20 protein-coding genes and 1 pseudogene are annotated in these 26,475 nt (G+C 62.6%); 9 read left to right on the forward strand and 12 right to left on the reverse strand.

Going from position 1 to position 26,475, the window contains the following annotated elements; genetic code table 11:
* Positions 1 to 121: 121 nt before the first annotated feature.
* Entirely contained in the window at positions 122 to 1,504 is a 1,383-nt protein-coding gene (locus tag CAF53_RS07890; RefSeq protein WP_100237765.1) for a DUF6538 domain-containing protein, read from the forward strand.
* 369 nt (positions 1,505 to 1,873) lie between these two features.
* Here CAF53_RS07890 and CAF53_RS07895 read toward each other — a convergent pair whose 3' ends face one another.
* Both CAF53_RS07895 and CAF53_RS07900 read right to left on the reverse strand, forming a co-directional pair.
* Positions 1,874 to 3,286 (reverse strand): IS4 family transposase, encoded by a 1,413-nt coding sequence (locus tag CAF53_RS07895; protein ID WP_100238666.1) that lies wholly within the window; start codon positions 3,284 to 3,286, stop codon positions 1,874 to 1,876.
* A 547-nt stretch (positions 3,287 to 3,833) separates the two neighbouring features.
* Complete coding sequence (locus CAF53_RS07900; RefSeq protein ID WP_100237766.1) at positions 3,834 to 4,037, reverse strand: hypothetical protein; 204 nt, start codon at positions 4,035 to 4,037, stop codon at positions 3,834 to 3,836.
* A 147-nt stretch (positions 4,038 to 4,184) separates the two neighbouring features.
* Between CAF53_RS07900 and CAF53_RS07905 the strand changes: the two genes are divergently transcribed.
* Together CAF53_RS07905 and CAF53_RS07910 are read left to right on the forward strand one after the other, a co-directional pair.
* Positions 4,185 to 5,210 (forward strand): DUF4238 domain-containing protein, encoded by a 1,026-nt coding sequence (locus CAF53_RS07905; RefSeq protein WP_157801230.1) that lies wholly within the window; start codon positions 4,185 to 4,187, stop codon positions 5,208 to 5,210.
* The gene (locus tag CAF53_RS07910; protein ID WP_100237768.1) at positions 5,207 to 5,911 is read left to right on the forward strand and encodes a DUF4238 domain-containing protein; all 705 of its coding nucleotides are present in this window, start codon (positions 5,207 to 5,209) and stop codon (positions 5,909 to 5,911) included. Before CAF53_RS07905 ends, CAF53_RS07910 begins: the two co-directional genes overlap by 4 nt.
* A gap of 36 nt (positions 5,912 to 5,947) precedes the next feature.
* Here CAF53_RS07910 and CAF53_RS07915 read toward each other — a convergent pair whose 3' ends face one another.
* The 3 genes from CAF53_RS07915 to CAF53_RS07925 form a co-directional block, all read right to left on the reverse strand.
* Complete coding sequence (locus CAF53_RS07915) at positions 5,948 to 10,582, reverse strand: NACHT domain-containing protein (protein ID WP_100237769.1); 4,635 nt, start codon at positions 10,580 to 10,582, stop codon at positions 5,948 to 5,950.
* Positions 10,583 to 10,587: 5 nt separating this feature from the next.
* A complete protein-coding gene (locus CAF53_RS07920; protein WP_100237770.1) occupies positions 10,588 to 11,250 on the reverse strand; it encodes a hypothetical protein in 663 nt (220 codons plus the stop codon).
* A 439-nt stretch (positions 11,251 to 11,689) separates the two neighbouring features.
* Positions 11,690 to 12,655 carry a DUF2971 domain-containing protein gene (locus tag CAF53_RS07925; RefSeq protein ID WP_100237771.1) on the reverse strand — a complete coding sequence of 322 codons (966 nt, stop codon included), beginning with the start codon at positions 12,653 to 12,655 and terminating at the stop codon, positions 11,690 to 11,692.
* A gap of 138 nt (positions 12,656 to 12,793) precedes the next feature.
* Between CAF53_RS07925 and CAF53_RS07930 the strand changes: the two genes are divergently transcribed.
* Complete coding sequence (locus CAF53_RS07930) at positions 12,794 to 14,953, forward strand: P-loop NTPase fold protein (RefSeq protein WP_157801232.1); 2,160 nt, start codon at positions 12,794 to 12,796, stop codon at positions 14,951 to 14,953.
* A gap of 503 nt (positions 14,954 to 15,456) precedes the next feature.
* Here CAF53_RS07930 and CAF53_RS07935 read toward each other — a convergent pair.
* The 3 genes and pseudogenes from CAF53_RS07935 to CAF53_RS27500 form a co-directional block, all read right to left on the reverse strand.
* A complete protein-coding gene (locus tag CAF53_RS07935; RefSeq protein WP_100237773.1) occupies positions 15,457 to 15,705 on the reverse strand; it encodes a helix-turn-helix domain-containing protein in 249 nt (82 codons plus the stop codon).
* A gap of 251 nt (positions 15,706 to 15,956) precedes the next feature.
* Positions 15,957 to 16,490, reverse strand: a pseudogene (locus tag CAF53_RS07940) (type IV secretion system DNA-binding domain-containing protein); the annotation flags it as partial.
* Between the two features lie 439 nt (positions 16,491 to 16,929).
* Complete coding sequence (locus tag CAF53_RS27500; protein WP_197707379.1) at positions 16,930 to 17,721, reverse strand: hypothetical protein; 792 nt, start codon at positions 17,719 to 17,721, stop codon at positions 16,930 to 16,932.
* Between the two features lie 253 nt (positions 17,722 to 17,974).
* Here CAF53_RS27500 and CAF53_RS07955 point away from each other — a divergent pair, with 253 nt between their 5' ends.
* From CAF53_RS07955 to CAF53_RS07965, 3 genes are read left to right on the forward strand one after another with little or no spacing between them, the layout of a single operon-like run.
* Complete coding sequence (locus CAF53_RS07955; protein WP_100237774.1) at positions 17,975 to 18,787, forward strand: hypothetical protein; 813 nt, start codon at positions 17,975 to 17,977, stop codon at positions 18,785 to 18,787.
* A complete protein-coding gene (locus tag CAF53_RS07960) occupies positions 18,777 to 19,451 on the forward strand; it encodes an AraC family transcriptional regulator (protein WP_157801233.1) in 675 nt (224 codons plus the stop codon). The genes CAF53_RS07955 and CAF53_RS07960 overlap by 11 nt, the downstream gene beginning before the upstream one ends.
* A gap of 40 nt (positions 19,452 to 19,491) precedes the next feature.
* The gene (locus tag CAF53_RS07965) at positions 19,492 to 20,610 is read left to right on the forward strand and encodes a GGDEF domain-containing protein (protein WP_242443405.1); all 1,119 of its coding nucleotides are present in this window, start codon (positions 19,492 to 19,494) and stop codon (positions 20,608 to 20,610) included.
* A 196-nt stretch (positions 20,611 to 20,806) separates the two neighbouring features.
* Here the strand turns inward: CAF53_RS07965 and CAF53_RS07970 are convergent, their stop codons facing one another.
* The 3 genes from CAF53_RS07970 to ruvA form a co-directional block, all read right to left on the reverse strand.
* Positions 20,807 to 22,549, reverse strand: a complete 1,743-nt coding sequence (locus tag CAF53_RS07970) for an AMP-dependent synthetase/ligase (RefSeq protein WP_100238738.1) — start codon at positions 22,547 to 22,549, stop codon at positions 20,807 to 20,809.
* Positions 22,550 to 22,693: 144 nt separating this feature from the next.
* Positions 22,694 to 23,713 (reverse strand): Holliday junction branch migration DNA helicase RuvB, encoded by a 1,020-nt coding sequence (gene ruvB / locus CAF53_RS07975; protein WP_046762140.1) that lies wholly within the window; start codon positions 23,711 to 23,713, stop codon positions 22,694 to 22,696.
* A complete protein-coding gene (gene ruvA, locus CAF53_RS07980; RefSeq protein WP_046762141.1) occupies positions 23,710 to 24,318 on the reverse strand; it encodes a Holliday junction branch migration protein RuvA in 609 nt (202 codons plus the stop codon). Before ruvA ends, ruvB begins: the two co-directional genes overlap by 4 nt.
* A gap of 138 nt (positions 24,319 to 24,456) precedes the next feature.
* Here ruvA and CAF53_RS07985 point away from each other — a divergent pair, with 138 nt between their 5' ends.
* Together CAF53_RS07985 and CAF53_RS07990 are read left to right on the forward strand one after the other, a co-directional pair.
* A complete protein-coding gene (locus CAF53_RS07985) occupies positions 24,457 to 25,032 on the forward strand; it encodes a hypothetical protein (protein WP_046762142.1) in 576 nt (191 codons plus the stop codon).
* 41 nt (positions 25,033 to 25,073) lie between these two features.
* Positions 25,074 to 25,700: a DUF1345 domain-containing protein gene (locus tag CAF53_RS07990; protein WP_100237776.1), complete on the forward strand. Its 627-nt coding sequence runs from the start codon at positions 25,074 to 25,076 to the stop codon at positions 25,698 to 25,700.
* A 4-nt stretch (positions 25,701 to 25,704) separates the two neighbouring features.
* Here the strand turns inward: CAF53_RS07990 and pgeF are convergent, their stop codons facing one another.
* A complete protein-coding gene (pgeF, locus tag CAF53_RS07995) occupies positions 25,705 to 26,460 on the reverse strand; it encodes a peptidoglycan editing factor PgeF (protein WP_100237777.1) in 756 nt (251 codons plus the stop codon).
* Positions 26,461 to 26,475: the final 15 nt, after the last annotated feature.

Below are 26,475 nucleotides of genomic sequence, written 5' to 3' on the forward strand. Positions count from 1 at the left end.
CATTTGCTACGACAAACTGCTACGGGAAAATGCCCCATCGTCGGGCAGAAAATCCCCGAAAACCGTCAGTGTTGAAGGCCGTTTTTGCTACGGTAAGCTGCTACGGGATTTGCCCCGAGGTGTGCTTCGACGGGGCCACAAACTCTACTATCGTCATACCGTCCCGGTCGATGCCCAGCGCCTGCTGAATCGGCTCGAAATCTGGCGGTCGCTGCGCACCGACAGTCTCGCTATTGCCCTGCGTCGTTTGCCGGGTGTCGTCGCTCGGATCGAAATGGAAATCGAACACGCTCGCGCGATGGCGGGCTTTCCGGTCGATCTAACGCTCATCCGACCGTTGAGCGACGATCCCCCCGAACATCTGGTTCCCGTCCCCCTCGTGTCGCAGCCTGCTGATCGCGTCGAGCCAGATAGGCCACTTACGCTGGGCGAGGCGTATCGCAGTTATATCGACGACCCGACGCGGGCATGGACCGCCAACACGCGAGAGGCGTATGAGACAAGCCGGAAGCTCGCCATCGCGGTGATCGGCGAGGCGGTGCCTGTCGCGTCGATTTCCCGCGCGAATTGCCGCGATATGCTCGATGTCCTGCGCTTTCTTCCCGCCAACGCGGGCAAGCTCTTCCCGAAACTTTCGCCTCGCGAAGCGGCAGAGCGCGCGCGCCTGCGTGGCGACATCAGGGTCATCAGTGCGGCAAATGCCAATTCGCTGATGTCGAACATGAGCAGCTTCCTCAACTGGGCGGTCAATGAAGAACTGCTCTCGCGCAACCCGGCACGAGGCCTGCGCCTGCCCGATCCGATCAACAAGCGGGACAAGCGCCTCCCCTTCGACCGCGACCAGCTTCGCGCCATCTTCAACGCGCCGCTCTATCGCGGCTGCCTCGATGGTGAGCGCGGCTATAACAAGGTCGGAAACCAACGACCGCGCAATGCGCGGTTCTGGGTGCCGTTGATTGCGCTGTTCACGGGCGCGCGGCTGGGCGAAATCTGCCAGCTTGATACCACCGACATCCGCGCCGTCGATGGCGTTGATTGTATCGTGGTGAGTCTGCGTTCGCTGGTGGGGAGCACCGACAAGCAGTTGAAGACCACTGCCAGCGACCGGCTCATCCCGGTCCACCCAAGCCTCATTGACTGCGGTCTCCTCCACTTCGCCGAGGCGAAGCGGAAAGCGGGCGAGAAGAAGCTGTTCGACGATATCGAGACGGGATCAACCGGCTCGCGCCCCGTCGCTTTCAGCAAATGGTTCACCCAGTTCCTGCGCGCCTGCGGTGCGCAGCGGAGCCGCACTTCGTTTCACTCGTTCCGCCACAATTTCAGGGACGAACTACGCGCCGCGCGGATCGACCATGACATCGCCCTGCTGCTCGGTGGCTGGACAACAGGTTCGTCCCGAACCGCCGTCCACGAGAACTACGGCAGCGGCTATCGTGTCGATGCGCTCAATGACGCGGTGCGGAGGCTTTCATTCGAGCAGGTGGATGTCCGCCATCTGGCGTGATCGCCAGATGCCAAAAACGGCCTTCAACACTGACGGTTTTCGCGGATTTTCTGCCCGACGATGGGGCATTTTCCCGTAGCAGTTTGTCGTAGCAAATGCTCTCTGGGGACCGTCTTTTCGACGATCCCCCAGCATTTTCAACGCTTTGAGAGTAGCTGGTGCCCAGAAGAGGAGCGTAGCAAGGCTGGCTGTCGGGGTCGGTGAGGACGCCCGGATTTTGTCCTGCCTTTTCAGTAGTAGGTGGCATCGGCGGTTCGAGTTCCAGAAGAGGACTCGAAATCAGCTTTTATGCAATTGTTTTAAAATCTTAGTCGCGAAAATTGAGTTGGACGGATACCCCTATTTGTACCCGCAGTCTCAAACTTTCAATTACCCACAAGTGTTGCGGCTGACGTTGGCACCGATTTTGATGTCCATCAGGCGAGACCATCCTCTCCAGATGACGATGTTGCCAGGCGGCGGGTCATGGGCTCGCGCAAGATAGCCTCCGAGCCGGGCGATTTGGGTTAGATAGTCGGAAAGGGTTCTGCCTGGCGGTTCATTCTTTCGGGAAGCTGCGAGGCGGTCGATCAGGGTAATTTCGACATCGGTCAGGACCAGCCGAGGCGAGGCGTCAGGAGCGGCGCGATTGATCATGGTCATCCAAAACAGGCGCCATGACAGAATGCAGAATATGGCGATCAGATTGGCGAGGCGTTCGGCGGTCCGCAGCCGTGCATCTTCGGCTCGGCAGCCAGATTTGAGTATCTTGTGGAAGAGTTCGATCTTCCAACGCTGGGCATACCAGTCAAGCTTTTCGATGGCTTCGTCAGGCGTTGTTACCGGCAGATCGGTGATGAGCCGCCAGTCGATTGGGGGGCGCCCTTCAGGCGTTCCACATTCACGGGCATGCAAGATGGTCAGGCTGAGGGAAGGATAGCGCTTTTGCTTTCCGATCGGCGGCAAAACTTGGATTCGCCTATAGCGTAGTTCGATGTCGGCATGATCGTCTTTGCCAATGGTGATCCGATGCATGCCTTGCACGGTGGTTTCGCTCATTTCGTCGGCGATCGTATGGCCACCGTCGCCAGCCAGACGATCGACACAGGTGCGGACCAGGAAATGCGTGCCGAGCGCCTGTGTTTCGCAGAAGAACTCGTAAATGTCGTTTTCCCGATCGCCAATGTGAACCAGTCGCTCCGGATCGCCCAGCAGGGTGGTCGATTGGCGCATATTCTCGAGCCAGCGGTAGCTCTCCTTCTCCTCGATCGGCACGCGCGTGGGATTGATCCGCCGCTTCAACGCGTTGGCGCCCTTGAACCTGGTACGGGTCCAGAATTTCGCCGCTGTCAGACCCAGTGGCAATCCCTCGGTTGTGATCGCAAGGCTGGAGTGCATGAGCAGGCCGCAGACCGTATGAAGCCGAAGCCGACCATTCTCATCACGCCGGCTCGGCGCAAGACCGATGGCGCCAATCGTTTCAGGATTGCGCCTTTGATAGGAGAATTCGGTGGTGTCCTGTAAAACCAGGATGAACCCCTCAAGCGCCGCCGCGCGTGCCCGTGTCGCCTGGAAATGCCCGGCAAGTATGTCTCCCTCGTTCACCGAGCCATTAGACAAAAAACGGTAGGCCGCCTTGGTATTGGCCCAGTCCTGGCACGCCATCGGTATCGGTGCGCCAATCGCTCCTGCCATCTGCTTAAGCATCGTTCGAAGCCGTTCGGCCAGTCGCTTATCACGAAAGGCGGCGGGATCGACTTCCCCGTCAGCCCATCCTGCCGCATCGAAAACGGACGTCTCCACGTTGCACCCCGCCAACCGCTTTAGGTGCCAGGGAATGAATCATGCCTGATTCCAGGCGAGCAATGCTCATGCGGCCAACGGAATCACGTTCGCGACCACTTGTGGGTAATTGAAAGAGTCTCAAATGGCGGAGAGGTTCGATGCCCAAAAACCACTTCTCTGACGATTTTTTTCGATCTATTCGTCTACCATAATCCACCGTAGTCTGCACGGACTGCAATCATATTTTTGTCTAATGGCCATTGCTCGCGTGCAGCGATCGGGCAGATCCGACCCTTTGTTGCCCTTCAGCCATCGATTTTCCGTTCCCAGCTGCGGTCGGTCTGCTTTCTCATTCTGGATGCCCAAAACGGGGCCGCAGGCCGAATGGCGGCTTCGATCGACAACGTAAGGATACAGGTCCCACTGTGACCGCAACGCGAGGCACGGCGATGTCACTTCCCGGCGATCTCAAACGAAGTCCACCCAACTTTTTTCTGACCGTTGCCGCCGATGCCGAGCTTGTTATCAGTGTCTGTCGTTTTGAAGACTTCCCAGTTGCGCTCGTCTAGCCACAGCCGATAATCTGCGGTGCCCGTTCTTCGGATTCTGGCATGTCTTCCTCCGTGACATCTTTCTCGACCAGACCGCGCAAAGCCCGGCCGCGATCGAGCCAAGCCAAGGCAACCTGCGCGCGCAGCAGTACGATGTAGTGCGGCGGATCGGCCGCCAGCCACGCCTTATAGTCGGCCTGAAATGAGGTCACCGGCATCGAGCCGGATCGCCCAGCGTGCCGCGCCGTTATAGATGCGCACGCCGCCTTTTCCGCAGCGCCTAAGCCGTTCAATTTGATCCGAAATGATTGACGCGGCCAGAATCAGCCTCGCAGCGCGCCGATGTTTTGATTATGTTCTTCTCGATGCCGAAACGTCACCATTATGTCCCGGTCACTTATCTGAAGAATTTCTGCGATGGCTCGGGGCAGCTGCAGGTCTTCCGCAAGGACGATTCTGCCCGGCCCTTCCGGCAGCGCCCGGAGTCGACCGGCTTCGAGCGCTATTATTATTCGCAGTTCGACGATGAGGGTACGCGCGACGACGATCGGCTCGAGGCGATCTTCAGCGAGATCGAGACGAAGTGGCCGACAATCGTCACAGCCCTCGCCAACCGCGAAGCGATGTTTGAAGCCGCGCCGCATATCATCACCTTCCTCGGCCTCATGCGCGTGCGGGTGCCGGCGTTCCGCGATCCCGCCGAGCTGCACCTCGGCCACTCGGTGCACACACAGGCGCTGCTCATGCACGCCGCCGGGAAGCTGCCGCCGCTCCCCGAGGGCTTCCCGGACCTGATGGAGAAGATCCAGGTCACCATCGACCCGCAAAAATCGCTCGAGATGATGGCGCACGCGCTCAACGACATGGGCAAGCTGTTCGCCACGCTCAGCTTCGATGTGCTGCACAACGCGTCCGATCACGCGTTCCTCACCAGCGACAATCCGGTGATCTATTATGACCCGCGCGTCCCGACGCCGGCGATGCGACCCTATAATATTGCGCAGGACGCCGGCCGGATCGAGCTGCTGTTTCCGGTGACGACCCGGATGGTACTGCGCGGTCGCAGCCGTCCGCGCCGGCCGGACATCGGCCACCGCACGATCACCGACCGCAAGGCGGTTGCCAGGATCAACCGGCTGATCTGCCGCTTCGGCTACCACACGATCTTCGCGTCCGATACGCGCGAAGCGTCGCTGATCGCGGGCACCGCTGCGCTGTCGCCGGTGGCAGAGCTCGACCGCGTGCCGGCGCCCGAAGGCGGCTATTATGCGTTCGGTCAGTTCATTTTCGGCCCGCGTCCCGACAAGCCGAAGTGGGACGGACCACGCGAGCGCGAACGGAAGTCGGCGGCGCCGGAAGCCCCTGCCGATGAACCGGAGGCGATGCCATGACGGTCTCGAAGCGGCACCATTATACGCCGCGCTATTATCTCAAGCGGTTCGAGACCGAGGCCGGCGCGCTGTGGCGGCTCGACAGCGAGACGGGGAAGATCACCAAGGGCAATAATGAGCGCTTCGGGTTCAAGAAGCGCTGGAACAGCTTGCGCAATCCACCGCCCGGCTATGCGCCGGACTGGGCGGAGAAGCAGATCGCGGTGATCGATGGTATGGCGTCGAAGGTCATCACGGAGATTCTCGAGGGTCAGTTCCCGGCCGATATCCGCAAGCTCGCCATGGCGATTTCGTTCATGCACCATAACCAGCCTCGATTGCGGCGCGAGCTGGAGACGGTCCATCCCGACAAGGTCGGCCATTGGAGCGAGGATTATTGGCTTGTGGTCCGGCTGAAGACCGCACTCGACAATTGGGAGAGCTATGTTCCGCTCTATTATGCGCTCAACGTGATCCCGCCGGGCAGCGACCAACGGTTCCTGACCTCCAGCAATCCGTTGATCGACTTCACCAACAAGCCGACGATGCTGCTGCCGCTGTCGAGCCGCCATTGCCTGTTTCTGTCGAACGACCCCGCGCACCGGAATTTCGGACCGGTGACTCGCAAGCCGGACGCGGGCGAGATCGCCGGCATCAATCGCATGACGATCAAGAACGCCTGGCAGTATCTCTATTCATCCACCGAAAGCTTCGCCGAATAGCGACGCCCAGCTCCAACCATTTTGCAGGACCGCACATCATTCCTCGCTCAGATCGAAGCCGTCGGGCGCGGGTTCGAGATAGACATCTCGTGGCTGGTCCTGGCCGAACAATTTGCCGTCGCGCTTTTTCTTCCACGCCTCGATGCGGCGTTCGATCGGCCGGTTGAGCGAATAGCCGAACCGGTCGAGCAGCGGGCCTTCCACATAGTCTCCGGTCCACAACACCATGCGGGCATCGGCGATCTTGGCGAGCAAGGTGCCATAACGCCAGAAGTCGACGCGGTCGCCGGTCTCGGCGAGGCGCTGATACCAGATGCGTGACCAGCGGTTGCGATCATAGGCGAACCGCGCTGCCTCGGCGGCCCGCCCGACCATTCCGCCATGATTGTCGAACCGCGCGATCGTCGCGCCGGCGGTCTCGCTCGCATCGGCGAAGCCAAGGATCGTCAGCGCCCGAGAGGTGGCGACGGGATGGCCGGTCGCGATCTCGCGCGTTGCATAATCTTCCAGCCAGGATTGCCGTCCGGCATGGCAGGCGGCGAGCACTTCACTTGCCAGCGCGTGGTCACTCGAACAGTGCGCGAGCCGGTCGCGACGCAACGCCTCCATCGCGCCGGAATCCTCGCTGTGCCAGATATCCCAGGTCATCAGCGGGATCGAACCCGCCGAACGCGTGATGCGGACAAAGGCCTCGTGGCCAGCGCAACGGCGGAACAGCGCGACGGCGAGATCCGGGTCTGCGGTGGACAGCGCCCGGGCGATGCGAGAGGCGAGATTGGCGATGCGCGGCAACCGGCTGGTCGGGACATCGAGCAACTGCCTGGCAATGGCCTGAAGCGCGGCGAGGTCGGTTTCGGCGATCGCGCGCATCGCATTCGAGCCGATATCGCGCAGGATCAGCTCGGCACCGCTTTTGGTGAGCGTAGCTTCGAACGCCTGGAAGCGATCCCACCCGGCCTTCTGGCGCGCGGCGAACGCCTCGTCGCTTTCGTTGATCCGGGCGAAGCGCTGGTCATCCGGCAAATCGGCGTCGTCATCCTCGAGCGAGAAGCGGGCGACGGCGTCGGCATCGGCAGTGTCACTCAACGAAACGCGCGGTGGCCGGAACGGCATCACCGCTTCGAGCACGCGCGCGGTGGCCTGACCGATCAGGCTGGCGAGCGGCGCACCGACGGCGGCGGCACCAAGCTTTTCCGCTGCCGCGCCATAGCGATCGGGGCTGATACGCGCGACGGCTTCGGCTCCGCTCAACAGGCCCCGCTTCGCCGCGGCGATGATCATCGACGAGCCATGCCAGCGTTCGTAGAAATGCTCGCGCGGGTGATGGGTCGCGGCACTCCAGCCGCTCGCCACGAAGGCGGTGAGCTGTGCGTCGTCGGGATGCTCCGCCGATATCTGGAGCGCGAGACCGCGCACCGACCCTTTGGGATGATCGGTCAACAACCGGATTTTCGCGAGTGTCTCCGGGCTGATCGGTGAGTCCGACCCGCGCACGAACGCCAGCGCCATCAGCAGCCGATGCTCCTCGCTCGAGGCAGTCGCGTGGTCGACCAGCCGATCGACCATGTCGGCGCTCGCCGGATGAAACACGCTGTCGAGCTGGACCAGCGGCGGTCCGTGTTCGGGCAGATCGATGAGCGCCTGGACCTGGGCGTCGCCGTCTAGATGGGCGAAGGCGGTGACCAGAAGATATTGCGAAACGACCCAGTCCTTGGTGTCGGCATCCCCTACCGGCTCCTTGGGATGGGACAGCGCGGCGGCACGCGCGGCCATTGCCTCGACTGTATCCGGCTCGATCAGCACGGTGGCACTGCCGAGCAACGGAACGCCGAGCGTCGCGATATTGCTCGGGCGCTCGAGCATGTCGCTGACCACGGCCCGGTTGATCGCGACGACGTTATCGGGTGCGAAGCGTGCGAGACCTGGTGCGGCGTCGCTCAGGAAGTGCTCATGCTCGCCGGTCCAGCGGTTCCTGACCAGGGCCTTGGGATCGAGCGCCCCCATGCGCTCGGCGGTGTCATCGATCGTGTCGGGTCGTTCGGAGGCTGGATCGCACGGATCGGTCGCACAATAGCGCTCGACCAGCCGCCAGCCCTGAAAATGCTCCCATTCGGGCATCAGCGCATTGGCGATGATCTCCGCACGGCTGCCATCGTCGGCATCGCCGGTGGCGCGCAGGATCGAGACCAGCGCCCATTGGCCGGTACGCGAGGCATCGGCGGCGGTGAAGCAGGCGGCGGCCGAGAGCAGCGCCTCGCGCGTTTCGAACCAGTCGATCCGGTTATGCTGGACGACGAAGGCGAAGTCCTTCCACGGCACATGATAGCCACCGTTGATCGAGCGGGCGAACGCCCAGCACATCAGCCCGTCGGCGAAATCGAGCAGCGGCATGCCGGCCAGGATCGCGAAGATATCCTCGCTGAGCACGGTGCCATCGACGCTGTCGTCGCGGGTCATCCGCGCGAGGATCGCGCGCTCGCACGGCGTCATGTCGCCAAGCCGGATCGCGATCTTGGTTTCGGTCTCCGCCTTTGCTTCGGCGCGCTTCGTGGCATCGCGTTCGCCCGGCATGAGGCCATGCGCAGCGTTGAGCGAATAGATGCGCAGCCATGCATCAAGCCGCGCCGCGATGATCTCCCAGGCTGCCCGGTCGGCGCGCGCACGGCGCAGCGCATCGACCAGCCATTCCTTGTGCTGGACATGGGGCTCGCCGATGGCCAGCGCGAACAGCGCATCGAGCGCCGCCGCCGGAATATTGCGGACAATGCCACAATAAGCGGGATAGCTGTCCTCATCGGCATTTTGTTGCATCGCGTGACGCGCCAGCAAGGCGGCACCGATTGCCGGACTGACCTCGGCGTCGACGCTGGCGATGAGCGCTGCGGCGAACAGGACATGGGTCACGAGGTCGAGCGCGGCGACCGGCTCGATGATTTCGGCGAGGCGCTCGGTGACTGACCGGGCATTGCGCTCGGCCTTCTGAAGCTCGCGGATCGTCGCGATGGCGAGCGCATAGACGAGGCCGTCCTCGGTCAGCTGGTAGAGAGCGGTATCGCCCTCGACCCCGACAAAGAAACGCTCCTCGACCACTGGCAAGAGGTCGCGCGGCAGATCGAAGCGCGGCGCGTCTGCGAAGTCATAATGGGCGAAGATCAGCCGGTCGTCGGTGACCTGACCCTCGATCCGTTCGCGGATCAGCCGGGCGTGATCGGCGAGCAGGGTCTTGAATTGCCAGGGCGTCTCGCCGTCGGCGGGGTCGCTGGCATGAGTGCGGACATGCTCGAACAACAGCCGTTCGATGCTGAGTTCCTCGGCGGTGCCGATCTGCTCCGTGCCGAGGAGCTCGAGCGCGATCCCCAGGATACGCGGATTGCGCAGCGATGACCGGACCCGCCTGGCGATTTGTGTAGGCGCGACCCCATGCGCGGCGAGTGCAGCATTGAGTTCGGCATCGGTGAAGTCACCAAGCGTGATTGTGCGCCGCGGTACGGTGAAACGGTCGTCGATCCGCTTGAAATAGCGCGCCCGGCTGGTGACGATCACGCATCCGCCGATCGTTGCGAGGTAGCCAGTCAGGCGCGACAGCCAAGGTGCCCAGTCGGTCCGCGCGCGCTCGTTCAGCCCGTCGATCACCAGCAGCAGCCGTGGCGCGGTCGCGGGCCGTGCGCGCCATCGTGCAAGGCGCTTTGCCCAGCGATCGAGGCTCGCGCTTGTTGGCACCCCGTCCGAATGCTCGATCAACTGGCGTGCGACAAGTTCCTGGGGCGCGCAGGTCATTGCGGCGACCGCTTCGGCCGCCGTTAGAAAGATCAGGAACGGGGCATCCGCCAGAGCGAGCCAGGCTTGCGCAACGAGCCAGGATTTGCCGCAGCCCTGGTCGCCGGTCACAGCGATGATCCCCGGGACCGGCGGCGCTGTCAGAATTGTATCGAGCTCGACGCGTCGCGCTCGATCTATCGGTGCAAGAGCGTGGCTGGCCGCAGGCGCCAGTGGTTGTCCGAAACGATGCCGGGCCTCGTCTGTCCTCGCGAAGAGCCGCCCATAGGTAGCATGATTGGCGGCGCGGGCCGTTGCGAGACCGAGCAACGGATCGGCCAGCGCATTGCGGAGGTCGGTGGCGCGCGCGGCAAAACCCGGCGCGGCTGCCAGCGCCTTGAGCGCAGCCAGCAATGCGGCCCGGTCGATGCCAGTCTGACTATGGCGGTCGATAAAATCGGCGCAGGTGTCCGGTGCCATGGCGCACAGCAAGGCCAGCGGCGGCAGCGATGTGTTGGCCGGCCAGTCGAGCACCAGCAGACTGGTCTCGACCTTGGCGAAGGCGGCGCGCAGGGTCGTGACAATCTGAGCGGACGCGCCTACGGTCGCGCCGAGGATCCAGAGATCGGGCGGATCGGCGCTGGCAAGCACCTCGGTCGCCTTGTTGTTGACCACTGATTTGGTGAGCTTCGACGTGTAGAGTTTGGCCTCGAACGCAATCGATCCGTCAACCCCGTCACCGCGACCATCCTGGCCGTCCTGGCTTCCCGAAACGGCCAGCCGGAACGGCAAGTGGGTCACGGCGCCGAGCAGCGCCGCCATCAGGCCTTCGAACCCATTGTCGCCACTGTCCTTGAGCGTGAGAAGCGCTGCCTTGATCTGCCCCGCGGGCGTCAGAACCTTCGATACCGCCATAATGGTCAGGCCTTGGCTGCAGCTTTGGGACGACGGCGCAGGACTTTGGGAGATGTCAGTGCCGCCGGCACGGCAGGTGCGGCCGCTGATACCGGTGCTGGCGGCGGTGGATTGAGCAGCAGCTTCACATCCTTGCAGCCGAGATCGAGCGCGCGCGCCACGAACGCGTTCCAACTGGCCGGCAAGATATGGGTGCTGAGGCCCTTGGGTGCCGGGTCGGGCAAGGGTGTACCCTGGCCCGCCTGATGCCTGAACAGCACGGCGTGCGGGTTTGGGAGAAAGATGAAGCCAAACGTCTCGTTGCCGTTGGGCTGGGTCTCGATGAAACCGAGCAGCTGGAGCCGGCGCATGCGCTCCAGCAGGGTCCGCCGACCGCGTTGGCCGCTGAAGCCGGCGGCGAAGGTGACGTCATCGGGCTTGTTGAACCGCAAGAAGGCGTTGTTCGCCCAGGTGTAGGACCAGAGCGCTTCATAGGTGGAGGCGAGCGGATGGTCCTTCGACATCTCGTCAAGTATGCGGCAGACATAGGGCATGGTCTTGGGAGTGGTAACGAACCCGCCACTTGTCTTGTGCGCCCAGAGCCGGTCGGCGGCGTCAGTCCAGAGCGTGTCGCGAAGCGCATTCTCGCTGTCGGCGATTGCTTTGCGGGTCTGGGGTGAGGTTGCCATAAAATATCTCCTGCTTGGGCGGCCGGGGCCGGGCTTTGGACACCCGGCCTGCAGTCTCCGCCATCATGGTCCCTGGTGGAGGGGGACCGACATCGACTATCCTGGCCATCATAGACAAAAGCGCGGCGAAGTCGCCGACCGAGTCCAGGAAACAGCCCCTCTCATTGCATGATTTACGGCAAACTCATATAGTGAGTTCGACCGTTTCCAGCCAATCTATGACCCTGAATCGCATGTTCATGCGTCCCCCTCCCTCCATCTGCACCGGGAATCCGTGCGTTATGGCGAAGCGCACTGTCCTCACATGGCTTCCCCTGTGCTCGATGTCCTCAACTGGTCCTCACGTTCTCACGGGGGAATTCCAAAAGGGGGTTTGTCAGTCCGGTAAACCAATCGCTCGAAAAGGATGTTATGGTGGCCCACCAGTGACGAAGGGACATTACCCCCATTGGCGCAGCGGAATATCGCTGACAACGACGCGGTTCTCTGGTTGCTGGACCCCGTTCATGCGTAAAGCTTCCACAAGCGCGCAACGGCATGTCTCGGCGTGCAGCGCGGGGCCGATGATGATTGTGTGTATCAGACGGTCCAAGGTCAATTTGGGCATGTTCATCCCCGGCTGGTTGACCAGCGGCAGCTCGTAGATGAGCTGCGGGGTGCCACGGATGGTGACCAGTCTTTCGGTGACCGAGGCCGAGGCGTAATCGAACGGAAGGTGGATCACGCGCCATTCGCGTTCCTCGCCGAAGCCAACATGCTTGGTCGACAGGATCGCAAAATCGAGTGCCGAAGCGACGGCGTTGAACGCGACGTCGGCCGAGACGCCGTTCAGAAGATGCGGTCCCGCCTCCAGCTTTGCGATCACCGCTTCGAATTGCGGCGCGAACACCTGAGTGCCGCCATAGAGGACGGGGCTTGCGAACGACATCAGGTTGATCTGGGCATCATCGAAAATTTCGGTGTTGAAGATGATCGCCGCTCCCGCCGTCGGCCCACCATATGCCCGCCACATCGATAGGCGACCGAGCCGATCGGTTTCGTCATGCTCGCTGAGCGACACCATGAAGATGCGATCCCGCGGCCGTTGCCGCGACGCAGCCACGCGGTCGCGGACGCGCTTCGCCAAGCCAACGTGCCCTCTGTCCAGCACGGTCCAGAAGCGCTGGCCTAGGTCGGTGTCGAGGCACGCTGCCAGGATAGCGCGGCCATGCTCGATTTCGGAATGATCGTTCATGACCGCGGCGCTGCGCAGCCAAATCTTCTTGCCGGTCAGGATGTTCAGCGCGTTTTCGGCGCTCGTGTAGTGGGCGAGCTTCTTTCCCGGACTGCCAAGTTCGGCGGTGCGCGAGAGCGCATAGCCGAACAGGGCGTCGGAGAGTGCCATATAGTTTGGATCGATTTGCATCTTTGTGACATAGCATCGCGACCTCGTACAAACAGCCCGCGCGGAGAGCGCGCTATTAGATTGTCGCTCTTGTGGGGAGCTCGTCCGAAACTATCTCGGCAATGATCATCACCAATATTCGGGGGACACTTGCAGATCATGACCGGAGCCGCTTCCGACGATCATAAGCCTGCGGTTTCGATGACGGCCGATCGGCCGCGAACGCGGCTGGTCGAAGATGAACTCGGTTATTGCAACTTTGCCGAGGCCATTGCCGCGGGGCTTATGTCGCGGGCCGGCGATGACGGGCTTGTGATTGCAATCCATGGCAAATGGGGCAGCGGCAAGACGTCGGCAGTCAACATGGTGGTCGACGCGCTCGAGAAGGGCGAAGGCGCGCTCGATCAGGACGCGAAAACGATTATCGTGCGGTTCAACCCTTGGTGGTTTTCCGAACAGAAGGACCTGACGCGGGCATTTTTCGGTGAGCTGAACGCATCGATCGGCCAAAAGCTCTCGAGGGGCGTGCGCGATGGGCTTCGCCTGATCGCCAGGAAAGTGACGGGCGCGACAGATTTGGTCTCGGCGGCCCTTGCCTTCACGCCGGTCGGCGGCCTCGCCAAGCCGGTGGCTGATGCGATTAAGGCTGCGGGTGAGGAAATTCCCGAGGAGCGCAGCCTCGAGGATGTCCGTGACACGCTTGCCGACGCGCTGCGGGCAGAGAAGCGCAATATCGTGGTCATCATCGACGACGTTGATCGTCTGGTCGCTGATGAGGTCCGTCAGATCTTCAGGCTGGTGAAGTCGGTCGCCGACCTGCCGCGAGTCACCTATCTGCTGGTGTTCGATCGCGACATTGCGGTGCGGGCGCTCGAGCGGCCGTCGGACCCGGATGGGCCGGAATGGCTTGAGAAGATCGTCCAAGCCTCGTTCGACCTGCCGCCGGTAGCGCAGACCGATCTCAATCGCCTTTTCCTGCAGCGTCTCAGTGCCATCGTGGGCGACGAGCCGGTGCCGGATGTCGTGCGATGGGGCAATATTCTCCACGGTGCGGTGGCACCCTGGCTGCGCACGGCGCGCGATGTCGGGCGCTTGGCTAATGCGATCGCTATGGCGTGGCCGGCCGTCAAAGGGGAAGTCGATGTGTCGGACTTCGTCGCGATCGAGACGATGCGGCTGTTCGAGCCGGCGCTGTATCATTTCATCCGGAACCATCCCGATGAGTTGACCGGTGCCGAGCCTCAGCAAGGGCGGCAGGAAGACCGGCAGGCATTCGGCGACCAGTTGCTGGCGACGGTCGACGGAAGCCGCCGGGCGCGCGTCAAGCGCGCGCTGCCCTATGTGTTCCCCAGACTCGACGCCATTTTCGCAAATACGTGGCACGGCGGTGACTGGCGCAAGATCGAGCGGGATCGCCGAGCCTCGTCCAAGCGGCGGTTCCCGGTCTATTTCAACCTCGGCCTGGGTGACGGCATCATCGCGAGTGCGGAACTCGACGCCCTGCGCGCGACATATGACGATCCTGGGAAGACGCGGGACATGATCAAGACCTATGTCGCCGCCGAGCGCCGGACCGGCGGCACTCGTGCGAGTGTTCTGCTCAACACCCTGATGGCGCAGGCAGGGGATGTGCCTGAATCACAAGCCAAGCGGACGGCGCGCGCGCTGCTGGCGGCGGCCGACCTGTTCTTCAATCCCGTTGATGGTTGGCGCACGCCCGAGGATCTGCCGGTGCGCTGGGCAATCTCTTTCGCGATCGAGCCGGTGCTTGAGAAGCTCAGCCCCGATCAGCGGGCGGCTTTGCTGGGGGAGGCGATCGATGGCCCTTCGCTCAACTTCGCGACCTATATGGTCACTTCGATGAGTGTTGAACATGGCCGGGCCGGAGACAAGGAGGCGAAGCTGGAGGATGAGCGCGGCCTGTCGCTCGAGGCGGTCGTCGATCTCGAACAGCGACTTGCCGCAAGGCTCGCGCGCGATGCGCAATCGGGCGCCTTGCAGGAGTTCGACGACGCGGCCGGTATGTTGTGGGCATGGGCGCGGCTGACGAGCGTCGAGACCGTGCACGACTGGATCTCGGAGCATTTCGACGAACCGGGCTTCGCACCCTGGCTGATGCGCACCTTCACGGGCGAAGGAACATCCTTCTCCTTTGGCGACATGGTGAGCCAGCGGACCTATACCGTGAATCGGGCGAGCCTCTCTGAACTGCTCGATGTCGATCGCCTTCAGGTCATTGCCGAAGCGATGGTTGCGGATGGCGTGGATGCGGACAGCGCTGCCGAGCATTTCCTGATCGGATTGAAGGGACGCGACTAACAGCGCCACGGCATCAAGTTTGCCGCGCCTGCGGAAATCCTTCTCCCGCGCATCTAGCTCCAAAAGATCCGGCAGCTACTGACCAGGGTTCAGGGCGATCAATGGTAACCGACGATGACCTTGCGCAGTCTTCTGTCGAGTTGCGGGAACCGATGACTGCGGCTCGAGCGACTGACTAGAGCATCATCATCCACGTTTCAGGGGCCCCCGCTCATTGCTCATTGCGCAGGGCGCCCGTGACCCTCTTGAAGCGACATCCGTGGCTAAGCGGCTCCGTCAGCTTTCGGGATCGGATCGCAGTGGCTCGAATGACCGAAAATGGGGCGCATTGCAGCCAAAGCACTGACGGCAATCTGTATATCGGGAGCGTCAGCTTTCTTGGGCTATGTGCTCTGAAGCGGACCGAGCGCAAAGTCCCAGCCTTTGCCGAAAGGCGGCCCCGCCGCTTTTTGTCCCACGCCAAAAAGCAGAATGGGGACGCCTTCATCACTGGCAAGGGCCAATCATCTCCTGTTCCGGTCAATCAACTGACGCAGGCTGTCGACCGGAATGAGCGTCGCCGCTCCAATCTTCACGATCTCGATGTCGCCGGACTGGATCAGTTCGTAAAGCTTCGACCGCCCGATGCCGGTCATTCTGATCGCAGCCGGAATACGCACTGTGAGCGGATCGGGCTGCATAGCGTCAACACCCTGCTCCTCCTCACCCAGCCTTGACGCCACACCGCGCCGCGTCTTGATCACATGAACCATGTTGCTGTTCCTCGATGCTGGAAATGTCAGGCGGGATTGGCCAACCGGCTCGGGCCATTGGGTCTGCTGACAGATTGGATGCTGTATCCCATCAGGGGTAACGTGCTCCGCTGCAGGTCACCCCGGCCGGACTCGGGATTGGTTGCGGGATTTGTGGCGGCGCTGTCGGCATCGCGATCGACCGCGCCCATGGTCGGAGCGTCGCTGGGCACCTCTTCGCTGTCTGCGTTGACCGCTATCTGTTCACCAAACCTGACCGGCGGCGCCCGACGCTCGACAAAGGCGACCTCGACCGCCTCCTCCTTGAGATATCGATCCCTGAACCGGATGACGGGCAGATCACGCCCGAACCGCAGATAGCCGGTAAGGTTGGGAAGGTTCATGACCTCGGTCGGCATGACCAGCGGCCGGGTCACCTGCACCCGTGAGAGATTGACCCCGTCGCGCATGTCATTGACCCCATAGGACATGCCCTCATTGGCCTCGATCTGCTCTACCTGGCCCAGATTCTCGGAGACGAGCCGCGCCGTACCCCGGTCATTGGCCCGCAGCGCCACCCAGGTGGAGCAATAGCCGGTGATGGCGGCGGCCTCCTGGGCGCCATAGGTGGCCTCCAGCTGGGGATAGCTCTGGAACCCCAATATGCCGCAGCCACCATATTTGCGGGCACGGGCGAGGAAATCACCAAGGGAAGGCAGCTTCTGGAGCGAGGGCAGTTCGTCGATGACGCAATAGAGCCGCCGTTTGCGATCCGGCGCCATGCTCATGATCGCGGAGATGGCGAGCGGGGCGCTGTCCCCAAGGAACTCGAGGCCTTGGGAATTCGGGAATTCAGGCAGATCCTGCTGCGGCAGTACCGACTAATCTACCGCGCTGCCGGAACGAAGGTCTTCATCCTGATCATCGCTGACGGTCGACGGGATATGCAGACCTTGCTCGAGCGCCGCCTGCTTGGTTCATGATCAAGGGTACAGGTCTCGCTTTTGTCCACGGGCCTAGAGGGAAGCGACGCCCGCACCGCTTGGCCGGGACCGGCCGACGCCATCGCTTGCCAAGCGATGTCCATCACGATCCATCAGGATCGCGCGTGAGCGATCAGCACCCGTCAGGGCCGAGACAAGCGAAGCGCAGGCTCGGTGGAGCGAAGCGGAATAGAGCGCGGCTGTCCGCAGGCCAGCACGCCCAACGACCTGTTCCTCTCAACCCGATATTCGGCAATAGGGCCTATGCCGCTCTACTGAATTGAACCCCGAGGCTGCCGTAGCAAGAACGATGGACGAAATCCCGCAGAAGACCGAACGGAAGAAAAAGCCTACCCGTCTTGCCTACCAATTCTGGGCTATTGGTCCGGTTGTAAAGCAAATCAAGTTTCTTGACGTACAGCTCAGGTAGTTCTGGGCTTTGGCTGGGAATGCGCTTTTCATTGGCAGAAACAACTGCGCCGCTTTGGATATTACCCATGGTCAACACGGGAACGCCGGCAGTGGTTTGCTCGGCCTTCAAGGATGTCCCATACTGCGTGAAAAGAGCGATATCTCCCAATCGAACCCACGCCCAGGAGGCTGGAGCCAGAAATGGGAGCTCTTCCGAACAGATGTCCGCCAGCGGTTTTTCGCGACGCAACACTTTGCCCCTAACTAGAGCCTCTCGCGCCTCGGCGATGGCTTCCAACGCTTTGGCTGGCGGAGTGTCTTGGGATTCCTCAAGGGAGAGCTTTCCACGAGCTGCGAGTTCGAGGATCGTCGCTTTCCATTGAGCAACCTGTCGGTGTTGCGGACTCAGTTTGGTCAGGTTGTTGAGCGCGAAGCGGGCGTGGATAGAGAAGGTCGCCTGATCGGGATTGGGCACGTTCAGGCGGGCGAGGCTGGCCGCTGTCAGACGGTCGCGGGCAGCTTCTCGCTCCTTGCGGGCCTCTTCCAGCCGATCGCACAGTGCCATGAGTTCGTCGATCTTGGCGACGATGCGGTGCTGCTCTGGGAGCGGAGGGAGTGGAACAAGGAGCGACTGAATGCCCAATCTGTCTTGGTGTAATCCATGTGGCCGTCACGGACATTTTTTGCCGTAACTAGGCACACCGCCTCTGGAGGTGTACCGCGCGGTCATCACCGCGCGCGGCACCTCTGCTCGATCAGGCCGCCCGCATGCCCGCGACCATCGCATAGATGCGCTTGACTCTCGCTTGACCTTCATGAGAACAAATATTGAACAATAATCTGCCGATGGATCGGCAAGTGAAGGATGTAATCATCAGCTAGACGGATGTGGCCCGATGCAGCGTACGGTGGAAATTGCCGAGTTCGAACTGCCGCGCGGCCGCATCACGGTCGGCGAGCTGATGGCGATGGAGCCGGCGGGCTGGGAGCATCTGCGCAGCGAGATCAACCTGCGCCGTACCGCCGATCCCGATCGGCCTCTGGCGCGATGCCATTATTGCCAGTCGAGCATCTATATTCGGGCGCAAGCGACACGGGATGGCAATGTCCCGATGTTCGTCCACTTCCAGGGCGCCGACCCGGAATGCCCGTGGTTCGCTGGTAAGAACGTCGTTCCTGACGACGCCCGCGCAGCGCAATATCGCGGCCATCAGGAATGCGCGCTGCATCGCTGGATGTGCGACATGATCGCGCGCTTTCTCGAGATGGACCCGCGCCTGACGAAGCTGAGCGTCGATCGCTACCTCAAACCCCAGATCGAGGAGCGCGGCCGGTATCCCGATGTCTACGCCGAGCTCGACGGGCTCGGCAAATTCGCCTTCGAAGTGCAGCTTTCCAAGCCCTTCGCTTTCGAAATCGCCGCCCGCCACCGGCACTATCAGGCCGAAGGCGTCTCACTGATCTGGGTGTTCCGCGCGCTCGACGGCGAACTGCCCCAAGGTTTTCGTGACGTAATCACCATGCAGCGCGGCAATGCCTTTCTGTTCGACGATGCGGCGTTCAATGCATCGGTCGCAGCGAATGGATTGAGGCTGTCCGCCTATGTCGAGGCGGATAGTAGCGGCTGGCGCAAGCCGAGGTTCGTCCGCCTAGACGATCTACCTCGCGCTTCACGATCTGACGTTGCAGGATGGCGAGTTGTTGATTGATGGTCTGCCGCGTCTCCATCAGACCGATTTGCGCGACACCCTCACCTTTGCGCCGCGCGGCTGCACTATCCATGGCTGGTCAAAGCCGACCGCGCGCAAGAACTCCTTTACCGCCCTGTACTTCGACCCGCTCCAGCTACGCGACGATCTCGGAGATCGCTATGCAACGCACGATCTCGGCCCCTTTGCCTATGCCCGCGATCCGGCGCTTGCGGCGACCATGCGGAAGCTGCGCGATGTAGCCATCACCTCCATTGTTGACGGCCTCTATGCGGAAATATTGTGCCTGTCGGCGGCGCTTGAAATTTTTGGGGTGTCAGTCCAGGGCGAGGGCAAGCTTTCACGGCGACAGCTTCAAGCCGTCTATGATTTCGTGGAAGCCAATCTGGCCGAACGGATCAGCCTCGACGACCTGGCGAAACTAGCCGGTCTTAGCCGTTCGCATTTTTCGCGGACGTTCACGGCGACAACCGGCGTGGGGCCGCATCAGTTTGTGCGCCAGCGCCAACTGGCACGGGCACGCTCGCTGCTCGCAGAACAACGAGACCTGCCCATCGACACGATAGCGAAGGCGGTGGGTTTCGGGAGCGCCAACGTCTTTCGGCGCGCCTTTCAGCAAGCGTACGGCGCGTCTCCGCAGGTATATCGCCGCGACAAGCTCTAGCCGCTTTTCCACCGTCACGCAGCAAAAGAGGTGCTGAACCGTGAGTGCATCGAACAATTCTGGCAGTTCATTCTTAGGTCGCCTCGGACTTGGCGGCTCGCGCAAAAGCCTGGGCGGCGAAGCGGCGGCGGATGGTGGCAAAAAGCCGAGCAACATATTCACCGAAGCGCGCAGGCATTTGCTCGAAGAGATTTCGACCTTCCTGCTCGCGCATGACCTCGAAGTGACGCCCGCCAATCTCGTGATTGCTCATGGCGCTTTCTCCGGTGCCAACCCCGGCCTCGCCCGACAGTTTGCGACGAGGGCTCACGCCGGTATCACCATCACGCAGGAATGGCTCGACGAAGCCACGGCAAACGATGAAGAAGAATATGATGCCGATGGCGTCCAGCTTTTGATGGCGAAGCTCGAATCCACGCTGGTAGCATTCTCGAAGAGCACCAATGTCGCCCGCAGCGCCACTGCCCACTACAACGATGAACTGGCCCAGCATGTCGCCGATCTGGAACAGGTTGAGGAAACCGGGACGATCATTTCCAACCTTGCCGATCTGGCGAAGGCGATGCTGGAGCGCACCCGCAAGGTCGAACAGGAAATGCGGCGGAGCGAAGACGAGGCAAAGTCCCTCCGTCAAAGTTTGGATAAGGCCAAGCGGGACGCCGAAATTGACCATCTGACGGGTCTTCCCAATCGACGGGCGTTTGAGGCGCTCCTTGATACACACTATCGTGATGCGCGGTTAGCCATCGAGCCGCTGTGCATCGCTTTTTGCGACATCGACCATTTCAAGCGGATCAACGACACCCACGGGCATGATGCCGGGGATCGGGTGATCAAAACCATCGCGGATTCTTTGGCGACCATCACGAACGACAACTGTCACGTTGCCAGACATGGCGGTGAGGAATTTGTCATGCTGTTTCGCGGCGTTTCGCTCACCGAAGCGCACGAACGTCTCGATGCCCTGCGTGAGCAATTTGCCTCTCGTAAGCTGGTGAATCGCAAGACCGACGCACCATTCGGTCAAGTTACCTTCTCCGGTGGCATAGCAGACGTGTTTGCTTTCCCTAATCCACGCGATGCGCTCAAAGCCGCTGACGAAGCGCTGTATGGAGCCAAAGAGGGTGGCCGGAATAAGATTCTGGTTGCCCATGCCTAGCGGGCAAAGCTCGCGCATATTCGGGCAAGCCGATATGAGGATCAGTAGCCAAGGCGGAAACGGCCAGTGCGGACGGTAGCTTGACGCCGTGCTAAGCCGTACAAACTCGCTGACGGGCAAGGATGGGATAGCATTGCCGGCCCGTCGAGCGGTGACTCCCGCTCCGGCCGCTTCATCGGAGTTGAGCGGCCGGACGTCAGCCCTTGTATAGGGCGTCCAGCCGTTCCTGATAGCGGGCGCGGATGACGTGGCGGCGGATCTTCATGGAAGGCGTCATCTCGCCATTGTCGATGGTGAAGGGCTCGTCCGCGAGAATGAAGCGCCGCACCCGTTCGATCACAGACAGATCGTCATTCACCCGGTCGACCGCCGCGCGCAATGCCGCCTGATAGCCCGAATCGGCATCGACTCCTTCGACCGCCAGTCCCTGCGCCGTGGCCCATTCGCGGGTCCATTCGGCATCAGGCACCAGCAACCCGACCAGATGCGGACGGCGATCGCCATGGACCATTGCCTGTCCGATCTCGGGCTGAAGCGTCAGCATGCCTTCGACCTTCTGCGGCGAGACATTGTCGCCCTTGTCGTTGACGATCAGGTCCTTCTTGCGGTCCGTGATGCGGACGCGGCCTTTGGCATCGATCTCGCCGATGTCGCCGGTGTGCAGCCAGCCATTTTGCAGCGCTCTCTCCGTTTCCGCCGGATTGCGCCAATAGCCGTGCATCACCAGTTCGCCGCGCACGAGGATCTCGCCATCCTCCGCGATCCGCACTTCCACGCCATCGAGCGGCGGGCCGACCGTGTCCATCGCGATGCCGGCGCGGGGGCGGTTGCAACTGATCACCGGTCCAGCTTCGGTCTGGCCATAGCCCTGGAGCAGCGTCAGCCCCATCGCGTCGAAGAACAGGCCGACGTCGGGATTGAGCGGCGCCCCCCCCGACACCAGCGCCTTCATCCGTCCGCCGAAACGCGCCGCGATCTTGGGCTTGAGCGTATGGGACAGCAGCGCCTTCATCGGCAGGTCGAGCAGCGATTTCTGCCCGCGCTGTTCCTTGGCGGCGATGCGCAGCGCCTGTCCCAGCAGATAGGCGGGGAATTTGCCCTGCTTCTCGATCGATTTGATGATGCGGGCGCGCAGCACTTCGAACAGGCGGGGGACGACGACCATGATCGTCGGCCGCGTCTCTTCGATATTGCTGGCCAGCTTTTCCAGCCCCTCCGCATAATAGATCTGCCCCGCCAGCATGATCGGCATGAACTGGCCGCCGCTATGCTCATAGGCGTGGGAGAGGGGGAGGAAGGAGAGGAACACCTCCTCATCCCATCCGAAATCCTCCTCCAGCAGCCGGCCGGCGCCCTCGATATTGCACAGGATGGAGCCATGATGCTGCATCACCCCACGCGGCGCGCCGCCGGTGCCGCTGGTGTAGATGATGCAGGCCAGATCGTCGCGCTTCGCCGTCTGGCTGGCGGCGCAGGCATCGATATCGGTCGGATGATGGGCGATCAGGTCGCTCCACAGATGGCAGGCGACGCTCCCCTGCGCACCCCGAAGCGGCTCCATGCCGATGACGAAGCTCGCCTGCGATCGCAACACGGCGGGCATCAGATTCTGCGCCAGCTTGGCGGTGGACACGATGACCGCGCGGGCGCCGCTGTCGGTCAGGATATGCTGGTGATCGCGCGTGGTGTTGGTGGTGTAGGTCGGCACCGTGACGCAGCCCGCCGCCATGATGGCAAGGTCCGCGATACAGAATTCCGGCCGGTTCTCACTGACCAGCATCACGGGATCGCCGGGCTTCAGCCCCTGCGCCTGCAAGGCGCTGGCGAGCGAAGCCACCTGATGGGCGACCTCGGTCCAGCTCAGCGATTGCCACTGGCCCGCCTCCTTACGCCAGAGGAACGGGGCGTCGCCCATGGCCCCGGCGCGGGTGAAGAACATGGTCACCAGATTGGGAAAACGCTCGATCGCCCTCAAAACGGCATCTCCTCACTCGTGGCGCGTCGCTTGCACGCCTCTTCGCTGCCTGGCGAGGCTATAACCCTGCCGGATCGTGACGGCCATGATTTTTCCGGGATTTCAAGTCTAGTCGAACAGGCCGTCCTGAACATTGGAGGGCGGGTTCAGCCCCAGATGCTTCCAACCCGGACCGTTGAGGCAACGACCGCGCGCGGTACGGGCGATCAGGCCAAGCTGGATGAGATAGGGCTCGATCACTTCCTCGATCGTGTCGCGGGCTTCGGAAAGGCCCGCCGCCAGGGTTTCGACCCCGACCGGCCCGCCGCGATAGATGTCCGCGATCATGGTCAGATAGCGGCGATCCATGAGGTCGAGGCCGAGATGGTCGACCTCCAGCCGGGTCAGCGCAGCATCGGCCACCTTGGCGTCCACCGCCGGCGCGCCCGCGACATTGGCGAAGTCGCGCACCCGCCGCAGCAGCCGCCCGGAAATGCGGGGCGTGCCCCGCGACCGGCGGGCGATTTCGATCGCGCCGTCGGAGGTGATGGCCAGGTCGAGCAGCCGCGCCGCGCGCCGCACGACCAGTTCCAATTCGTCGACGGTGTAGAATTGCAGCCGCACCGGAATACCGAAGCGATCGCGCAGCGGCGTCGTCAGCAGCCCCTGCCGCGTGGTCGCGCCGACCAGCGTGAAGGGCGGCAGGTCGATCCGCACCGAACGGGCCGAGGGGCCTTCGCCGATCATCAGGTCCAGCGCCCGGTCCTCCATGGCGGGATAGAGGACTTCCTCGACAGCCGGATTGAGCCGGTGAATCTCATCGACGAAGAGGACGTCACCCTCGTCCAGATTGGTGAGCAGCGCGGCAAGGTCGCCCGATTTGGCGATCACCGGACCGGAGGTCGCGCGGAACCCCACGCCCATCTCGCGGGCGACGATCTGCGCCAGCGTCGTCTTGCCAAGGCCGGGCGGGCCGAAGAAGAGCACATGGTCCAGCGCCTCGCCGCGCCCCTTTGCGGCTTCGATGAAGATACGCAGATTTTCGCGCGCCGCCTGCTGGCCGATGAACTCGGTCAGCGACTTGGGACGCAGCGCCGCATCGGCATCCTCGATGCGGCGGGTGGAGGAGATCAGGCGGTCCTCGCTCACTTGGCGGCTTTCCTGAGAGCCAGGCGGACGAGCGCGTCAAGCGAAGCGCCTTCGCCCAGTTCCTCTTCGGCGGCGGCGACGGCCGTGCCGGCTTCGGCAGGCTTGAAGCCGAGATTCTGCAATGCGGAGATCGCGTCGGCGCTGTGACCGCCGACCGGGACCGCCGCGAATCCGCCACCGGCCGCACCGGCGGAGGTGGGCACGGCGCCGATCTTGTCCTTCAGCTCATTGGCGATGCGCTGGGCGAGTTTGGGGCCGACGCCGTTGGCGCGGGCGATCATCGCCTTGTCCCCGGTCGCCACGGCGCGGTGCAGCTCTCCAGGCTCCAGCGCGGAGAGGATGGCGAGCGCCACCCGAGACCCCACGCCCTGTACGCTGGTCAGCAGGCGGAACCAGTCGCGCTCCTCCGCCCGTGCGAAGCCGACGAGGCGGATCGAATCCTCCGACACCAGCATTTCGGTGTGCACCGTCACCGCTTCGCCCACCGGCCCCAGTGCCGCGAGCGTGCGCGACGAGGCGCCGACCAGATAGCCGACCCCGCCCACATCGATGATGGCGTGGTCCAGTCCTGTGCTGTCCAGCCGCCCTTTCAGTTTCGCGATCATGCCCCACGCCCTTTGGTCATGATCTGTTCTTTAGGGGGCTCTCCCGCGGGGCGCCAGTCAAAAACCGAGACGCTCCGGCACCATTTGCATCGCTGCGCGTAGAGCAGCCGACAGCGCAACGGGAAAGGAACGGAAAATATGCCGATGCAGGCACCCCTGCTGGGTCCAAGGGACTTTGAATTTCCCGCGATCATGCTCTCGGGGCTGGTCGATCACGGCATGTATCTGCATTTCCGCCAATGCCTGTCGACTGCCGCGCAGCAGGGGCTGGTGGTGGTGGAGATTTCCACGCTTGGCGGCGATCCGGAAATCGCGCGGATGATGGGGGAAGATATCCGCTTCCAGTCGGACCTTTATCCCGAGCGGCGGCTGGTGTTCCTCGGCAAGACGGCGGTCTATTCGGCAGGCGCGACCTTCATGGGCTTCTTTGCGGCTGAAAACCGCTATCTGACGCGGGGCACGCGGCTGATGATCCATGAACGGATCATCACGCGGGACATCCATCTTCAGGGGCCGCTCTCCACCTGCATCGCCTCGCTCAAGGCCACCCTCCATGAAATCGAGGCGTCGATCGCCATCCAGAATGAGGGCTTCGCCAATCTGATCCTGGGTTCCCAGATCTCGATGGAGGATCTGTTGCGGCGCGCGCCGGAAAACTGGTATCTGGAGGCCAATGAGGCGGTATCGCTCGGCCTGGCTGCGGCGGTGATATGACGGCTTGCCGAAAGGCGGTTTTTACCTTTTCTATGTGCAGGATGAGCCGCCCGCAAATCTTCCCCTGGCGCTACGGCATGTTCCTGGCGCTGCTTGCCAGCATGGTGCCTTTCGCACTGCTGCTGCCCTGGCATGAGGCGGTGATGGCGGGGTTCGATCTGGCCGCGCTGGCCTTTTTGCTGTCGGTCTGGCCATTGCTGGATTCCGATCCGGATTCGATGCGGCGGAAGGCGGCCGAAAATGACGCCAACCGGCAGTTGATGCTGCTGCTGACCGGGATCGTTTCGATAGTGGTTCTGGTCGCGGTGGGCGTGGCGGTCAGCCAGCATGGCGGGCCAAGCGCGGCGTCGATTGCCCTGCTGCTGGCGACGCTGGCCTTGGCGTGGCTGTTCTCCAACCTCGTCTACGCCATGCATTATGCGCATATCTTCTATCTGGAGGGCGATCGCGGCGGGGATAGTGGGGGTCTGGATTTCCCCGACACGAAGGAGCCGGGCTATTGGGATTTCGTCTATTTCGCCTTCACCCTGGGCATGACCTTCCAGACGTCCGATACTGCGGTGACGGCCACGGCCATGCGCCAGACGGTGGTGTTCCACTGCCTGGCGGCCTTCGTCTTCAATCTCGGCATCCTCGCCTTCACCATCAATGTGCTGGGCGGGAGTTGACCCTTCAGAGCGCGATCATGGAGATTTGCCGGCCATAATCCGGTTCGCCGCGATGGCAGGAGCGGCGGTAGCTGTAGAATCGTTCGGGCTGGCTATAGGTATCTTCGTCCAGCATTTCGATCCGTCCGATCCCGGCTCCGGCCAGACGGGCGGCGACATAGGCGGCGATGTCGAACTGGCAATGCCCCTCGCGCCCGGCGCTGAAGAAACGGTCATTCTCCGCATCCTCCGCCGCGAACCGCGCCGCAAAATCCAGCGTCACCTCATAGGAGGCGCGGCCGATGCACGGGCCGATCGCGGTGACGATCCGGCCGCGAACCGCGCCCAGCGCCTCCATGGCGGCGATGGTGCGATCGGTGACGCCTCCGATCGCCCCTTTCCACCCCGCATGGGCCGCGCCCACCACGCCCGCCTGAATGTCTGCGAACAGCACCGGCACGCAATCGGCCGTCAATATGCCCAATATCAGCCCCGGACGGTCCGTCACCATGGCGTCGGCGGAAGGGCGGTCGTCTTCCGGAATCGGCGCGGTGACGGTCACGACATCGGGCGAATGCACCTGATGCACCGTCACCAGCGTCGCGCCGGGCAGCAACGCGTCGCGGGCGAGGTCGCGGTTGCGCAGTACCGCTTCCCGCTCGTCGGCGGACCCCAGGCCGACATTCAGCCCGGCATGAACCCCGGTCGAAACGCCGCCGCGCCGCCCGGCAAAGCCATGCTTCACATCGCCCAAGGCCGGCGCCCGCAGCAATTCGATCATCCGTCACTCCCTTGG

The organism is Sphingobium sp. LB126 (assembly GCF_002795205.1).
Taxonomy (GTDB): Bacteria; Pseudomonadota; Alphaproteobacteria; order Sphingomonadales; family Sphingomonadaceae; genus Sphingobium; species Sphingobium chungbukense.

What these genes read in the sequence shown, in the direction of transcription:
- CAF53_RS07915 (WP_100237769.1), bottom strand. Translation starts at nt 10,582, where the DNA reads ATGGCGGTATCGAAGGTTCTGACGCCCGCGGGGCAGATCAAGGCAGCG.
- CAF53_RS07920 (WP_100237770.1), bottom strand. Translation starts at nt 11,250, where the DNA reads ATGGCAACCTCACCCCAGACCCGCAAAGCAATCGCCGACAGCGAGAAT.
- CAF53_RS07930 (WP_157801232.1), top strand. Translation starts at nt 12,794, where the DNA reads ATGACCGGAGCCGCTTCCGACGATCATAAGCCTGCGGTTTCGATGACG.
- CAF53_RS07900 (WP_100237766.1), bottom strand. Translation starts at nt 4,037, where the DNA reads ATGCCGGTGACCTCATTTCAGGCCGACTATAAGGCGTGGCTGGCGGCC.
- CAF53_RS07970 (WP_100238738.1), bottom strand. Translation starts at nt 22,549, where the DNA reads ATGTTCTTCACCCGCGCCGGGGCCATGGGCGACGCCCCGTTCCTCTGG.
- CAF53_RS07990 (WP_100237776.1), top strand. Translation starts at nt 25,074, where the DNA reads ATGAGCCGCCCGCAAATCTTCCCCTGGCGCTACGGCATGTTCCTGGCG.
- CAF53_RS07925 (WP_100237771.1), bottom strand. Translation starts at nt 12,655, where the DNA reads ATGCAAATCGATCCAAACTATATGGCACTCTCCGACGCCCTGTTCGGC.
- pgeF (WP_100237777.1), bottom strand. Translation starts at nt 26,460, where the DNA reads ATGATCGAATTGCTGCGGGCGCCGGCCTTGGGCGATGTGAAGCATGGC.
- CAF53_RS07935 (WP_100237773.1), bottom strand. Translation starts at nt 15,705, where the DNA reads ATGGTTCATGTGATCAAGACGCGGCGCGGTGTGGCGTCAAGGCTGGGT.
- CAF53_RS07985 (WP_046762142.1), top strand. Translation starts at nt 24,457, where the DNA reads ATGCCGATGCAGGCACCCCTGCTGGGTCCAAGGGACTTTGAATTTCCC.
- CAF53_RS07905 (WP_157801230.1), top strand. Translation starts at nt 4,185, where the DNA reads ATGCCGAAACGTCACCATTATGTCCCGGTCACTTATCTGAAGAATTTC.
- CAF53_RS07910 (WP_100237768.1), top strand. Translation starts at nt 5,207, where the DNA reads ATGACGGTCTCGAAGCGGCACCATTATACGCCGCGCTATTATCTCAAG.
- ruvA (WP_046762141.1), bottom strand. Translation starts at nt 24,318, where the DNA reads ATGATCGCGAAACTGAAAGGGCGGCTGGACAGCACAGGACTGGACCAC.
- CAF53_RS07955 (WP_100237774.1), top strand. Translation starts at nt 17,975, where the DNA reads ATGCAGCGTACGGTGGAAATTGCCGAGTTCGAACTGCCGCGCGGCCGC.